At 42.8% G+C, this 13,901-nt stretch carries 14 protein-coding genes; all 14 read right to left on the bottom strand.

What is annotated here, in order from left to right; translation table 11 throughout:
• Nucleotides 1–63: 63 nt before the first annotated feature.
• Nucleotides 64–858: a sporulation transcription factor Spo0A gene (spo0A, locus tag ACIQ0H_RS05285; RefSeq protein WP_403411931.1), complete on the bottom strand. Its 795-nt coding sequence runs from the start codon at nucleotides 856–858 to the stop codon at nucleotides 64–66.
• A 291-nt stretch (nucleotides 859–1,149) separates the two neighbouring features.
• The gene (locus tag ACIQ0H_RS05280) at nucleotides 1,150–2,118 is read right to left on the bottom strand and encodes a SpoIVB peptidase S55 domain-containing protein (protein WP_403411928.1); all 969 of its coding nucleotides are present in this window, start codon (nucleotides 2,116–2,118) and stop codon (nucleotides 1,150–1,152) included.
• Between the two features lie 190 nt (nucleotides 2,119–2,308).
• Entirely contained in the window at nucleotides 2,309–4,006 is a 1,698-nt protein-coding gene (gene recN, locus ACIQ0H_RS05275; RefSeq protein ID WP_403411925.1) for a DNA repair protein RecN, read from the bottom strand.
• A 15-nt stretch (nucleotides 4,007–4,021) separates the two neighbouring features.
• Nucleotides 4,022–4,471 carry a transcriptional regulator AhrC/ArgR gene (ahrC, locus tag ACIQ0H_RS05270; protein ID WP_403411922.1) on the bottom strand — a complete coding sequence of 150 codons (450 nt, stop codon included), beginning with the start codon at nucleotides 4,469–4,471 and terminating at the stop codon, nucleotides 4,022–4,024.
• 215 nt (nucleotides 4,472–4,686) lie between these two features.
• Entirely contained in the window at nucleotides 4,687–5,508 is an 822-nt protein-coding gene (locus ACIQ0H_RS05265; protein WP_403411919.1) for a TlyA family RNA methyltransferase, read from the bottom strand.
• The gene (gene dxs / locus ACIQ0H_RS05260; RefSeq protein WP_403411916.1) at nucleotides 5,505–7,406 is read right to left on the bottom strand and encodes a 1-deoxy-D-xylulose-5-phosphate synthase; all 1,902 of its coding nucleotides are present in this window, start codon (nucleotides 7,404–7,406) and stop codon (nucleotides 5,505–5,507) included. Before dxs ends, ACIQ0H_RS05265 begins: the two co-directional genes overlap by 4 nt.
• A gap of 238 nt (nucleotides 7,407–7,644) precedes the next feature.
• A complete protein-coding gene (locus tag ACIQ0H_RS05255; protein WP_403411913.1) occupies nucleotides 7,645–8,529 on the bottom strand; it encodes a polyprenyl synthetase family protein in 885 nt (294 codons plus the stop codon).
• A complete protein-coding gene (locus ACIQ0H_RS05250; protein WP_403411910.1) occupies nucleotides 8,522–8,764 on the bottom strand; it encodes an exodeoxyribonuclease VII small subunit in 243 nt (80 codons plus the stop codon). The genes ACIQ0H_RS05255 and ACIQ0H_RS05250 overlap by 8 nt, the downstream gene beginning before the upstream one ends.
• Nucleotides 8,765–10,120, bottom strand: coding sequence for an exodeoxyribonuclease VII large subunit (gene xseA, locus ACIQ0H_RS05245; protein ID WP_403411907.1), 1,356 nt, complete (start codon nucleotides 10,118–10,120; stop codon nucleotides 8,765–8,767).
• Nucleotides 10,121–10,198: 78 nt separating this feature from the next.
• Complete coding sequence (gene folD / locus ACIQ0H_RS05240; protein ID WP_403411904.1) at nucleotides 10,199–11,068, bottom strand: bifunctional methylenetetrahydrofolate dehydrogenase/methenyltetrahydrofolate cyclohydrolase FolD; 870 nt, start codon at nucleotides 11,066–11,068, stop codon at nucleotides 10,199–10,201.
• A gap of 24 nt (nucleotides 11,069–11,092) precedes the next feature.
• The gene (gene nusB / locus ACIQ0H_RS05235; RefSeq protein ID WP_403411901.1) at nucleotides 11,093–11,473 is read right to left on the bottom strand and encodes a transcription antitermination factor NusB; all 381 of its coding nucleotides are present in this window, start codon (nucleotides 11,471–11,473) and stop codon (nucleotides 11,093–11,095) included.
• Nucleotides 11,474–11,586: 113 nt separating this feature from the next.
• A complete protein-coding gene (locus ACIQ0H_RS05230; RefSeq protein ID WP_403411898.1) occupies nucleotides 11,587–11,988 on the bottom strand; it encodes an Asp23/Gls24 family envelope stress response protein in 402 nt (133 codons plus the stop codon).
• Nucleotides 11,989–12,005: 17 nt separating this feature from the next.
• A complete protein-coding gene (gene accC / locus ACIQ0H_RS05225; RefSeq protein WP_403411895.1) occupies nucleotides 12,006–13,352 on the bottom strand; it encodes an acetyl-CoA carboxylase biotin carboxylase subunit in 1,347 nt (448 codons plus the stop codon).
• A gap of 13 nt (nucleotides 13,353–13,365) precedes the next feature.
• Nucleotides 13,366–13,863 (bottom strand): acetyl-CoA carboxylase biotin carboxyl carrier protein, encoded by a 498-nt coding sequence (gene accB, locus ACIQ0H_RS05220; protein WP_403411892.1) that lies wholly within the window; start codon nucleotides 13,861–13,863, stop codon nucleotides 13,366–13,368.
• Nucleotides 13,864–13,901: the final 38 nt, after the last annotated feature.

Below are 13,901 nucleotides of genomic sequence, written 5' to 3'. Positions count from 1 at the left end.
TATAATATGAATGCTAAAAATAGGTCGGCTTAGTAGTTGTTGAAAACCCTTTCAAACCAACAATCAGCTCGCCATATGTTCCAAACGAATTTTGTCAGCGATCATCGCGATAAATTCTGAATTCGTAGGTTTACTTTTCAGATGATGCACGGTGTAGCCAAACATTTTCGAGATAACGTCATAATTCCCCCGATTCCACGCGACTTCAATCGCGTGTCGAATAGCACGTTCTACACGGGACGATGTCGTATTATACTTTTTAGCGATTTCTGGATAAAGAACTTTAGTGACTGCCCCCAGCAGTTCGATATCTGTGTAGACCATTTGAATGGCCTCACGAAGAAATGCGTATCCCTTAATATGCGCAGGCACGCCAATTTCTTTGATAATTGAAGTAATTGTTGTATCAAGAACTTTCTGACTTACGGCTCCCCCAGTCGTAAAGTCCATTTCAGGTTTTGCTACAGGAATAATTGGTTTTCTTGTTCCCGCTACTTGGAAGATTTGGTTTGCAAGTCGCTCAAATTCAAATGGCTTCAGCATAAAATAAGAAGCTCCAAGGCTGGCCGCCTGCGTCATCACATCTTCTTGTCCGAATGCCGTTAACATAATGATATGCAAATCGGTCGTTTGTGCATTGGCACTTAATGTTTCAAGCACAGCAATTCCGTCTAAATGCGGCATGATAATGTCAAGCAGTAGCACGTCCGGCTTTTTTTCTTCCAACATCGACAAGCATATTTTGCCGTTATGTGCGGTCCAGACAATTTCAATTTCCGGATGTCTTTCAAAATACGTCACCATTGTTTTCACTAATTCCTTGTTATCGTCAGCAATCGCGATTTTCAGTTTTTCCATTCCCATTTCCCTCCAGTACGTTTATGTGTTAGTTTCTAAAAAACGATAGCAACCTTCTCTTTAATTGCATAAAGGAACTTTTCGACAAAGCATAGTGCAATCCTTTTTTAATTTCCAAAAATGTATCTTTGGACATATGTTTTCCCTACACTTCGACCATTTCCAATCATTTCTATCGAATTGTCGAATCGCTAATCATTAGTTTACCACGACAAAAAAAAAAGGACCAACCTGCAATTGCAAGTTGGTCCTTTTTTTTAGTATTTGAACTCTGGATATCCTTCTCTTTTCTTACCGTTCTCCATCTCGCATCGTCTCCAGAAACAGCCCGGCACCTTTTTCTGGATCATCGACAAACATATGCGTAACAGCACCTACAAATTTTCCATCCTGAATAACTGGACTGCCACTCATCCCTTGCAAAATACCGCCAGTTTTCTCCAATAACTTAGGATCTGTCAAAACAAATTGGAACTGGTCTTCTTTAACTTCCATAATTCGAATCGAAAAAGATTCTACTTTCGTTCCTTTAATCGTCGTTAAAATTTCTGCGTCAGCTTCTTTGACTTGTTCTGGATGCATAATCTCCATTGGTTCTGCTAACACTTTCTGTTGAGCGCTATTCCATGACCCAAAAATTCCGTACACACCATTGATTCGAATCGTTCCTAAAAGCTCCTCATCTTCAACAATTGTCGAAATTTTATAACCAGGAACACCGGGTACACTTTTTTTAATCTGTCCAATTTCTGAAAGATAAATGGAGCCAGTGTTAAAAGATGGTGGTGATTTCAATGCACTGTCGATGATTTGATGACCAAGTGCACCGTACGTGCCATTATCCGGATCGACATACGTTAAAGTTCCTGTTCCTTCCGTCCGATCTTTCAGGAATGGAAGGAGACGTTTTAACGCTTCGCCATCTGCTTGGATCTGACTTTTGTCTCCATCTCGATTTACGTGCAATGCGATTTCCTTTTTGCCACGTAGAGTAGACAATGCTGTTTCGAAGTCGGTCAATGTGCCAATCTTGACATCATCAACTTGTTCGACCAAATCACCTGCCTTCAACCATTGATCTTTACTAATCATGACCTCATTCGTAATGAAGACACCCGATAACTCCATTTTTATACCGATTGAGTGCCCCATTGGAATGAGCGATTCTTCTTGTGCAGATGCTGCATCTGACATGAATGGCATGATAAGAAAAAGCACAGAAAACGAAACGGCCAACTTAAACTGTCTACTCCATCCCATACTTCACCTCCCCGTATTAAGATACCAATGGTATGTCCTTTCTGAGGAATGTTATGAAAGGGTAAATCATGAAAAAAAGAAAAAGAACGGTGTAAATGATGGCAAAGAAAAAAACGCGCATACTATCTAAAGGCAAAATTGAAAAACGTATGTTTTTCAATGGCCTCTATTAGCGATGCACGTTTTTGTGTTATCTAAAGGTTTTTTTTCGGTCCTCAGCTAAAGAAAGCAATTCCTCGGCATGTTTTAATGTCAACGGTGTAATTTCCGCTCCCGACAGCATTCTGGACAGTTCTTGTGTTCTATCCGACTCAATAACATCGTGGATAGCTGTTCGCGTTCTGTCATCTTCCACTTCTTTTTTGATAAGGCAATGATGATCTGCCATTGCCGCAACCTGCGGTAAATGGGATATACATAAGACTTGGGAATGTGTTGCAATCATGGCGATTTTTTCAGCAATCGCTTGTGCAACTCTGCCACTAACGCCCGTATCCACCTCATCAAAAATCAGCGAAGTAATGCCTTGATGTTTTGAAAAAATCGTTTTAAGTGCCAGCATAATTCTCGAAAGTTCTCCACCCGAGGCCACTTTTACTAGAGGTTTCAGTGGCTCTCCGACATTCGTTGAGATGAGAAACATCACATCGTCGAAACCATTCGAATCAAAAATCCCTGCTGCTTTACGCTTGATGTCCACTTTAAATGATGCTTTTCCCATATGTAACTGTTGCAGTTGTTCCATAATTGCTTGTTGTAATTGACTAGCAGACGCTTGTCTGATAATCGATAACTCGCCTGCCTCTATCTCTAAGTCACGCAACAATTGCTCCAGTTTTTCCTGCTGTGCAGAGAGCCGTTCATCCCGACTAAGTAGGTTTTCGAGATCATCCGCAATTTTGTCACGATATAAGAGGATATCCTCAACTGTTTTTCCATATTTCCTTTTTAGAGAAATGTGAAGGGCTAGCCGATCCTCAACTACTTCTAGTCTGCCCGGATCAAATTCCATATCATCCAGTATACTTTTTAGTTCATGTGCAGTGTCTTGCAACGTATAGAAGCTGGCTGCTACCGTTTCCGCATGCGGTTTCAAGCTTTTATCGATAGATGCTGCGTCTTCAATATCACTCATAGCCGAACCTACCCAATCCAGCGCATGCGTATCTCCGCTGATGGATTCATAGGCCGTATTTAAGCGTTCATAGAGTCTATTAAAGTTTTGAAGTTTTTGTTTTTCCGCTTCTAGCTCGTCCTCTTCTCCAATAACAAGGGCAGCTGCATCAATTTCTTTTAGTTGGAATGAATACACATCAATGCGCTGAGCGACTTGCTGCTCATTTTCATCAGCGGTATCAAGCTTACGCTTCAGTTTCCGGTAATGGTCATAGAGCTCTGAATAGTTATCCAACGCCCGTGTTAGCTTGTCACCAGCAAAATGATTGAGTAAATGGATATGGCTTCTTTCATGCATAAGTTCCTGGTTTTCATGTTGCCCATGAATATCGATTAATTGAGAACCTATTTCCCTTAGAACAGCAATTGTTACAAGCTTTCCATTGACACGGCAAACGGTTTTACCATTTATATTCAAATCGCGACGCAAAATAATGATGCCATCTTCCACATCAATGCCGAGCTCAGCTAGTTTCCCAATCACAGGGTGTGCAGAATCCGCAATTGTAAACAGCCCTTCTAGCTCTGCCTTCACCGCACCATGGCGGATAAATTCCGTCGACCCCCTCCCCCCTGCAAGTAGTTGGACTGCATCGATAATAATCGATTTTCCGGCACCTGTTTCCCCGGTCAAGACAGTCAAACCTTCGTCAAAGGCAATATCAAGGTCTTCAATGATTGCAAAGTTCTTAATGGAGATTTCACTTAACAATTAAAGTCACCTCTCTTACAGCATCGCAAGCAATTTTTCTTTGACTACCATTGTCAGCGATTCATCGCGACAAATAATGAGGCATGTATCGTCGCCGCAGATCGTCCCCAGCATCTCATCCCATCCAAGATGATCAATTAAAGACCCAACGGCCTGTGCATTACCAGGAAGCGTTTTCAAAATGATGAAATGACCTGCTCCATCGATACTCACGAATGCATCTGTTAGCATTCGATTAAGCTTTTGCTCCGTGTTATAACTATGTACGGCGGGTAGGCTATATTTATAGCGACCGTCTGGCAAAGGGACTTTAATAAGATGCATTTCTTTAATATCACGCGAAACCGTTGCTTGTGTTACCGCCACTCCCGCATCTTTTAAACTATCTACAAGCTGATCCTGTGTCTCTACTTCGAAATTCGAGATAATATCCCGAATACGAATATGTCTATGCCCTTTATTCATACCCATCGCTCCCATACACACTAATTATGTCTAACTAAAATGATAAATAAGTTTCATTAAATCTGTTACGACACTTGCACTTTCACTATATTGTACCACCGAACTTTTCTTGCAACTACAACATCCCAGGGCACCTGCTCAGATACAATACGACTTATGACCCAAGTGCCTCGCGCCGTGAGGATAGATGAGAAAAACGCGCAAATGAATGCGCGCTATAGTAGCTCCTGGTAGGCCTCTTCAATCAGTTTATCATACGATGCATCATCAAAAAGAGTAGTTGGCTTTTCATCCGCAGTTAAATGGAAGAGGAATTCGATATTCCCTTCTCCTCCTGTAACTGGGGAGAATGACATGCCACGTAGGCTAAACCCTTCTTGTAGTGATGCCTCTGCAATTTTTTTCAACACATCGAAGTGAACTGACTTTTCACGAACGACACCTTTTTTACCTACTTTTCCTTTACCAGCTTCAAATTGAGGTTTAACGAGTGCAATTACGTCCCCGCCTTCCGCAATGATACGTTTCAAAGCAGGCAAAATGAGCGTCAGTGAAATAAACGATACATCGATGGTTGTAAATTGCGGTACACCTTCTGTGAATAGTTCTGGTGTTGCATGCCTGAAATTCGTTCTTTCCATTACGGTTACTCGTTGATCTTGACGTATTTTCCAGGCCAACTGATTATAACCAACATCCAACGCATAGCAATGTACTGCGCCGTTTTGCAGTGCACAATCTGTAAAACCACCCGTAGATGATCCGATATCAAGAACTATTTTATCCCTAACATCTACTGTAAACTGCTCAAGTGCTTTTTCAAGTTTTAAACCACCGCGGCTCACATATTTCAATGTGGAGCCTTTCACGGTAAGTGGTGCATCTGTAGGAATTTTTTCTCCGGGTTTATCGAGCCTGGTTTCGGCCGAATAGACGATTCCTGCCATGATTGAACGCTTAGCTTGTTCTCTTGTTTCAACAAGTCCACGTGCAACGAGCAAGACATCGACTCGTTCTTTTGGTATACGATTTGTCATACTTGTTCCCTTTCTAGTGCAAGTTCTTGGACGAATGTTTGTAAATTATCGGCGAGGTGACCTGCCGTCATCCCGATTTCTGCGAGCAACTCATCAACATTTCCATGTTCAATGAACTGGTCAGGAATACCCATCCGTCGAATTGGAACAGCCTTTTGACATGTATCATGCGCATATTCAATAACTGCACTTCCGAAACCACCCGCAAGGACCGCTTCTTCAACAGTCATAATAGGCATGCCTGTCGCAAATAATTCATCTAATAACTGGTTATCAAGCGGTTTGATGAAGCGAGCATTGACAACTTTCACATGAGTCCCTTGTGCCGCCAACGTTTCAGCAGCCTGTAATGCCATTGGAATAGTCGTACCGAACGTCAAAATTGCCGCGTCCGTTCCTTCGCGAAGTACTTCCCATGAGCCAATTGGAATCGGACTTAACGTTTCATCCATTGGGACACCTAGACCGTTACCTCTTGGATAACGCATCGCAATCGGACCATCATTGTACTCAATCGCTGTCTTAACCATATGCTGTCCTTCATTTTCGTCTTTTGGCATCATAATAACCAAATTCGGCATATGCCTTAAAAATGCAATATCGAAAACACCTTGATGGGTTTCTCCATCCGCACCGACAAGTCCTGCTCGATCGATACCAATGAAGACATTCAAATTTTGCCTTGCAATATCATGGAGCATTTGGTCATACGCGCGTTGCAAGAAGGTCGAATAAATCGCAAGAAATGGTTTCATGTCCTGTGTAGCAAGTCCTGCTGCCATAGTTGTTGCATGCTGTTCAGCTATCCCAACATCAAAGAAACGATCTGGGAATTCTGCCGCAAATGATTCCAGTTTAGAACCCACCGGCATTGCGGGTGTAATCGCGACAATACGGCGATCCTCACGTGCAATTTTCCGGACGGTTTCTGCCACCAATCCACTCCAAGAAGGCGCAATTGATGCAGATTTAACGAAATCACCTGTTTCAATTTTATATGGTCCTGTGCCATGCCAAGTACCTATCTTATCGTCTTCAGCAGGGCTGTAGCCTTTACCTTTTTTGGTAATGACATGCAGAAGAACAGGTCCATCCATCTTCTTCGCATACTGAAGATTGCGCTCCAACTCAGTGAAATCATGACCATCTACCGGCCCCAGGTACGTAAAACCTAACTCTTCAAAAAAGACACCTGAGACAAGTAAATACTTCAGACTATCCTTGACGCGTTCTGCCGCAGCGGCCACTTTACCGCCTACTGCCGGGATTTTTCTGAGAATGTATTCAAGTTCATCTTTGGCATTATTGTACTTGCCTGCAGTTCTCAGTTTCCCCAATACAGTGTGGAGAGCGCCAACGTTTGGTGCAATTGACATCTCATTGTCATTCAAGATGACAATCATATTCGTTTTCTCATGGCCGATATGATTCAATGCTTCAAGTGCCATACCGCCTGTTAACGCTCCATCACCGATAATTGGAATAACGTAATTGGATTCTCCCTTGACGTCGCGTGCAGCCGCCATACCCATCGCCGCCGACAAAGACGTCGAGCTGTGACCTGTTTCCCACACATCATGCTCGCTTTCAATCATTTTAGGGAAGCCGCATAAGCCTTTAAATTGTCTGAGCGTATCGAAATCACCTGCACGTCCTGTAAGGATTTTATGGACATATGCCTGATGTCCAACGTCCCAAAGAAATTTATCAGCCGGACTATCAAATAACCGATGCAAAGCAATTGTTAATTCTACAACACCCAGATTCGGTCCAATATGGCCCCCGGTGACAGATAATTTTTCAATAAGGAACTTCCGAATGTCTTCGGCAAGCTCTACCATCTGTTCCCTGTCGAGCTTTTTAATAAAAGATGGACTAGTAATTTCAGTGAGATCCATCAACATCACACACCTTCATAAATTGATTGTCACGTTTAACTCCTAAATTACGGCTGAGCGCAATTCACAAGTTGTGACATCCGTCGGAGGCTAACTTGATCCAGCCGGGTTAAAACCCTAACAGAAAAATATAGCTATTTCGTATTCATCCCAAAACTTAAAGAAATGGGGGATTTCGTCCGAAGCGAGTTTAGTACATTATATCAAGAAGGACGATCCGCACAACACTTTCGTTCCTTCACGATTGCCGATCGACAATATAATCCGCAAATAACCCAAGAAGTGGCTGGTCTTTTTCAAGAAAAGCAAGCGCTTCCCCTGCCAGACGATGATGTTCTGCAAGACGTTCTTTTGCACCATCAAGACCGAGCAGTGATGGATACGTCGACTTGTCACTACTGATGTCACTACCAACCGGCTTGCCAAGTGCTTCCGTTGTTGATGTAATGTCAAGAATATCATCTTGGATTTGAAAGGCAAGGCCAATATTCCATGCAAATGCCTTTAATTTTGCTGTTTTTTGTTGATGAAGACCTGCGAGAATAGCGCCTGCCTCGATAGAAAATGACAATAATGCCCCTGTTTTATTGACATGGACATTTTCCAATTCCATTAGCGATAAGCGTTTTGATTCGCCTTCGATGTCAAGCATTTGACCACCGACCATACCAGCAGAACCTGAAGCCTTCGCTAACAGCTGGATAAGTTGTAATGCATCCTCTGCCGACGTGTCCTGAAGGGTCGCTAATGCCTCAAATGCTAACGTCTGCAGTGCATCACCCGCAAGAACGGCTACTGATTCACCATACACTTTATGATTCGTCAATTTCCCACGCCTATAATCATCGTCATCCATACATGGAAGATCGTCATGGATAAGCGAATACGTGTGTATCAATTCAACAGCACAAGCTACCGTTACTGCATCGTCCGATTGGACTCCCAAATCTTCGAGCGTGGCAAGAACAAGAAGTGGTCGGATACGTTTCCCGCCGGCATTAACAGAGTAAGCCATCGAAGATTTCAATGTATCAGACACATTCGTGGCCGCAAGCAAATGATTCATTTTGTCCTCAATAATAGGTTGATAATCCGAGATAAAGCGTTGTAGTTTTTTATGCATTAGAATCAGCACCTTTTGTTGGATCGAATGGTGATGAATTGCCGTCTTTATCGATAATGGAAATAAGCTGTTTTTCAGCATCCTGTAATTTCCCATGACAGTATGCTGAAAACTCCATTCCTTGTTTATAAAGTGTGATAGCATCCTCCAACGGGACATCCCCCGTCTCCAACTTCTGGACAACTTCTTCTAATTTTAACATCGCTTCTTCAAAGCGAATCGGCTCTTTTTCCACTTAACTTTCCTCCCCATCATTCATTGTTATCGATTGGACCATCGCTTCCGCTGTTCCATCCTGCAACTTAATTTGAATGTTTGACCCAATTTCCATAGACTTAATAGAATTGGCGACGACACCATCCTGATAGATGATTGAATAGCCGCGTTCCATGACATTGAGCGGATTGAGCGCTTGTAGCATGCGAATAGATGCCTGAAAGCGTTCGCTTTGTATGTGGACATCGTGCTGAATCGTCCTTGTTAGACGTTCTGTTAACAGGGTCACATTCCGATGCTCAACCTTAATTCGCTGATCCGGCGAGAAAGTGGTAAGCATGCCACTTAATCTATGGAGTTCTGACGCTCTTCGACTCGTAATGTCTTGACTACTTCGCGACAATCTTCCTTCAAGCCCAATCAACCTTTCTGTAAAAGGCCGATAGAGACGTTCAGGGAATTGCAGTGGATAGGAAGTTTGTAAGGTGGTCAATCGTTTACGTTCATTCTTAATTTGATTGGATAAAGAATTATACATTGCACGTTTTCGATCCAATAATCTTTCGATTAACTCATCGCGAGCTGGAACCGCCATTTCGGCAGCAGCGGTTGGGGTTGGTGCTCTTCTATCCGATACGAAATCAGCAATCGTCGTGTCCGTTTCATGTCCAACAGCACTAATAATCGGGATTCGGCAGGAAAAAATGGCTCTTGCCACCGCTTCTTCGTTAAATGCCCATAAATCCTCAATCGAACCACCTCCACGACCAACAATCAGCACATCGATTGCCCCATGGGCTTCTGCCTGTGCAATCGATTGAACGATGGAAGGAGCAGCTTGTGCACCTTGTACGACCGCTGGAAATAAAATGATTTCAGCAAGTGGATAACGCCTTTCAATCGTTGAACAAATATCTTGGATCGCCGCACCTGACTGCGCAGTCACGACACCTATCTTCTCTGGAAATGCAGGTAGCGGACTTTTCCAGCGCGCATCAAACAATCCTTCTTTTCCAAGACTTTCTTTCAATTGTTCAAAGGCTAGATACAATGCACCGACGCCATCTGGTTGCATCGATTGGACATACAATTGATAGTTTCCAGTCGTTTCATAGACAGTAACATCTCCCGTAATCAGAACATTCATCCCATTTTCTGGTCTGAACTTCAACTGTGCCGCGCTTGAACGAAACATTGCCGACTGGATCCGGCTCTTTTCATCTTTTAATGTGAAGTATATATGCCCACTTGGATGACTTTTAACATTCGATAGTTCACCTTTAACAAAGACGTTACGCAGATGGGGATCCGCATCGAATTTTCGTTTAATGTATTTCGATAATGCTTGTACAGATAAGTAGGGATTTCCAGTCAACAGTCCCACCTCCCGATTTCCAACGTATAGAAACGCTGTCTTTCCGATGAAAAACAGCGTCCGTTCGGTATTTTATAGTTATCGTGAACATTTACCTTCTGCGCAGGCCTGCTCCGCACTTTGAAGAGTATTTTTCAATAACATCGTAATCGTCATTGGGCCAACCCCGCCCGGAACAGGAGTAATGGCAGAAGCTACTTCTTTTGCAGTTGCAAAATCAACATCTCCACATAACTTTCCATTCTCGTCACGATTCATGCCGACATCAATAACAACAGCGCCATCTTTAATATGGTCGCCTGTAATGAATTTCGTTTTGCCAATCGCGACAATCAGTATATCCGCTTGCTTTGTAAAGGATGCTAAGTCCTCTGTTTTAGAATGGCAATATGTCACGGTAGCGTCACGTTGCAATAATAATTGCCCCATAGGCTTGCCTACAATATTGCTACGTCCAACGATGACCGCATGCTTCCCGCTAATTTCTGTACCTGTACGTTCAAGAAGTTTGATGATGCCATAAGGTGTGCAAGACAAAAATGCTTGCTGCCCAATAATCATTTTTCCAACATTCTCTGGATGGAATCCATCTACATCTTTTGTTGGATCGATTGCACGAATAACTAGATTTTCATCGATATGCTTTGGCAACGGAAGCTGAACAAGGATGCCGTTGATGGAATCATCATTGTTCAATTTTGTTACATATGACAGCAATTCTTCTTCCGTTACAGTAGCCGGTAGCTCAATAAGTTCGGACTTCATGCCTACTTCTAACGTAGACTTTTGCTTGTTCTTCACATATGTATGAGAAGCTTGGTTGTCTCCAACAAGAATTACTGCAAGACCTGGTTGACACCCTTGGTCTTTTAGTGCAGTCACTCTTCCCTTGATTTCTTCTCTAATTTCTTTTCCAATCGCAATTCCATCAATTAATTTCCCAGTCATTCTAGTTCCTCCAAACGGCTCCGATTATTTTTCTTCAAATTTCGATAGCACACCATTGACAAAACGACCCGATTTTTCATCGCCAAACGTTTTACAAAGTTCGATGGCTTCATTTAAAACCACTCGATGTGGCACTTCTTCATTAAACATCAGTTCATAGACAGCAAGTCGTAAAACTGTACGTTCAATTTTTGGGAGACGATCCAACGACCAATGTTCCAATTTTTCCACCAATGTCTGGTCAATCGCTTCCTGATGCTCCATAGTTCCCCGAACCAATTGCTCGTAAAACGTGTTGACGGGTAGATCTACAATATACCTAATAGCCTCTTCAATCGTTAGTTCTGTGTTATCAAGTTGAAAAAGAGTTTGTACCGCTTTTTCCCTTGCTTCTCGTCGTTTCATAAAATTTCTCCTCCACTACTGTATCTCTAGGGCATTATCATAGCATAAACAGGGTGCCCGGATACAGTAAGACAAGCTGAAAAGCATCATCCGGCTAGGACGATGCTTTCAGATCATACCGTTTCCGTTCCCACTTCGAATTGGATTCCCGTTATATGGACGTTCACTTCTTTCGTTTCAAGGGAAGTCATATGGAAAACCGCATGGCGAATCTGCTTTTGAATTTCAGTTGCAATGCTAGGCACAGAATAGCCATAGTCAACGACACAATAGACATCGATGATTAAACCTTCTTCTGACCAAGCCGTTTTGACACCTTTACCGTGAACCACTTTGCCGAACTTCTCCGCAACACCTGTGGCAAAGTTTCCCCTAGTATTCGCAACCCCTTTTACTTCCGTTGTTGCGATTCCAATTATCACTTCAAGAACTTCGGGAGCAAGCTGGACACGTCCAATCTCGACATTCCCCGACGGAGCCATTCCAACGAATGATGGAATTGTCTTTTCAGGCATTCCTATTCTCCTTCCTTTTAGTCCATAATCGAGTATTTTTCAAGGAATTTTGTATCGAAGTCACCCGACTTAAAGACTTCATCGTCCATAAGTCTTGAATGGAAGGGAATAGTCGTATCTACACCTTCAATGATAAATTCATCGAGTGCTCGTTTCATCCTCGCTACCGCTTCTTCCCTTGTATCCGCATGAACAATTAGTTTGGCAACCATTGAGTCATAGAACGGGGGAATGGAATAACCTGTATACATAGCCGAGTCGACACGAACGCCAAATCCACCCGGTGGAATGTACATTGTTACTTTCCCCGGTGACGGCATAAAGTTTTTCGATGGGTTTTCCGCATTGATGCGACATTCAATGGCCCATCCGTTGATTTTGATGTCTTCTTGGCGATGACTTAATGTCTCACCCGACGCAATTTTCAATTGCAATTGAACCAAGTCAATCCCCGTAATCATTTCTGTAATGGTATGTTCGACTTGGATACGGGTATTCATTTCCATGAAGTAGAATTTTTGATTAATATGATCAAAAATAAATTCTACCGTTCCAGCACCACGATACTGAACAGCTTTTGCTGCTTTAACAGCTGCTTCCCCCATTGCCTGACGTAGTTCAGGCGTCAAAGCCGGTGAAGGCCCCTCTTCTAGCAGCTTCTGCATTCTACGCTGTATGGAACAGTCACGCTCCCCGAGATGGATGGTATTGCCGAATTTGTCTGCCATTACTTGTACTTCTACATGACGAAATACTTCAATGAATTTTTCAAGATAAACACCCGGATTACCGAAGGCAGCGGCTGCTTCCTTTTGGGTAATCTTGATGCCACTTTTTAGTTCTTCTTCATCCCTTGCTACACGAATCCCTTTCCCACCACCACCTGCTGTCGCTTTAATGATGACTGGAAAACCGATTTCTTTCGCAATTTGAAGTGCTTCATGTTCATCTGCAACAATACCAGTCGATCCTGGAACAATCGGAACACCTGCTTGTCGCATCGTTTCACGGGCAACATCTTTTGTGCCCATACGAGAAATGGCATCAGCAGTTGGTCCGATAAATTCAATATTGACTTCTTCACAAAGTTCCGCAAAACTTGCATTCTCTGCTAGGAAACCATATCCAGGGTGAATCCCTTCACAGCCCGTCATTTTTGCAACGCTAATGATATTAGAAAAGTTAAGATAACTGTCTTTCGATAGTTTAGGTCCGATGCAATAAGCTTCATCCGCTAGTTCAACGTGAAGGGCATCCCGATCGGCTTCCGAATAGACCGCTACGGTTTTTATACCAAGTTCTTTACAAGCTCGAATAATTCGAACGGCAATTTCACCACGGTTGGCAATTAATACTTTTTTCATTTGGCAGTCCCCCTCAATTTGATTTAACGAGGAAGAGAGGTTGTCCGTATTCAACGAGTTGTCCGTCTTTTACGAGAATCTCCACGATTTCCCCTGAAATTTCAGCTTCAATCTCATTGAAAAGTTTCATCGCTTCGACGATGCAGACGATGGATTCAGGCTTTACTTTATCACCATTTTGCACATAAGCTGATTCCTCCGGCGAAGGAGAGGCATAGAATGTCCCAACCATCGGTGAAATAACCTTGTGTAAAGATGGATCCTCCGTTTGTGGAGTAGCTACAGGTACTTCTTGTACAGCTACTGTAACCGGTTCTACCACTACCGGTTGAACGACAGGTGCTTCCTGCTGAACAATAGGTGCAGTTGCGATAACAGATGGTGCAGTGTTTGACTGTCCGTTACCTTTTTCCAGTTTGATTTTTTCTCCATTTGATTCAAAAGTAAATTTTTCGATTGAAGATTGATCGATTAATTTAATAATTTCACGAATTTCTTGAATTTTTAACATGATCGATTCCCCTGACTACATTATAATTGCGTTCCCCT

This window comes from Sporosarcina sp. NPDC096371 (assembly GCF_044762865.1).
Taxonomy (GTDB): Bacteria; Bacillota; Bacilli; order Bacillales_A; family Planococcaceae; genus Sporosarcina.
This window is presented reverse-complemented; position numbering and strand designations above follow the sequence as displayed.

Coding starts and splice junctions, on each gene's coding strand:
- spo0A (WP_403411931.1), bottom strand. CDS start 858: ATGGAAAAACTGAAAATCGCGATTGCTGACGATAACAAGGAATTAGTG.
- ACIQ0H_RS05280 (WP_403411928.1), bottom strand. CDS start 2,118: ATGGGATGGAGTAGACAGTTTAAGTTGGCCGTTTCGTTTTCTGTGCTT.
- ahrC (WP_403411922.1), bottom strand. CDS start 4,471: ATGAATAAAGGGCATAGACATATTCGTATTCGGGATATTATCTCGAAT.
- ACIQ0H_RS05265 (WP_403411919.1), bottom strand. CDS start 5,508: ATGACAAATCGTATACCAAAAGAACGAGTCGATGTCTTGCTCGTTGCA.
- dxs (WP_403411916.1), bottom strand. CDS start 7,406: ATGGATCTCACTGAAATTACTAGTCCATCTTTTATTAAAAAGCTCGAC.
- ACIQ0H_RS05255 (WP_403411913.1), bottom strand. CDS start 8,529: ATGCATAAAAAACTACAACGCTTTATCTCGGATTATCAACCTATTATT.
- folD (WP_403411904.1), bottom strand. CDS start 11,068: ATGACTGGGAAATTAATTGATGGAATTGCGATTGGAAAAGAAATTAGA.
- nusB (WP_403411901.1), bottom strand. CDS start 11,473: ATGAAACGACGAGAAGCAAGGGAAAAAGCGGTACAAACTCTTTTTCAA.
- ACIQ0H_RS05230 (WP_403411898.1), bottom strand. CDS start 11,988: ATGCCTGAAAAGACAATTCCATCATTCGTTGGAATGGCTCCGTCGGGG.
- accC (WP_403411895.1), bottom strand. CDS start 13,352: ATGAAAAAAGTATTAATTGCCAACCGTGGTGAAATTGCCGTTCGAATT.
- accB (WP_403411892.1), bottom strand. CDS start 13,863: ATGTTAAAAATTCAAGAAATTCGTGAAATTATTAAATTAATCGATCAA.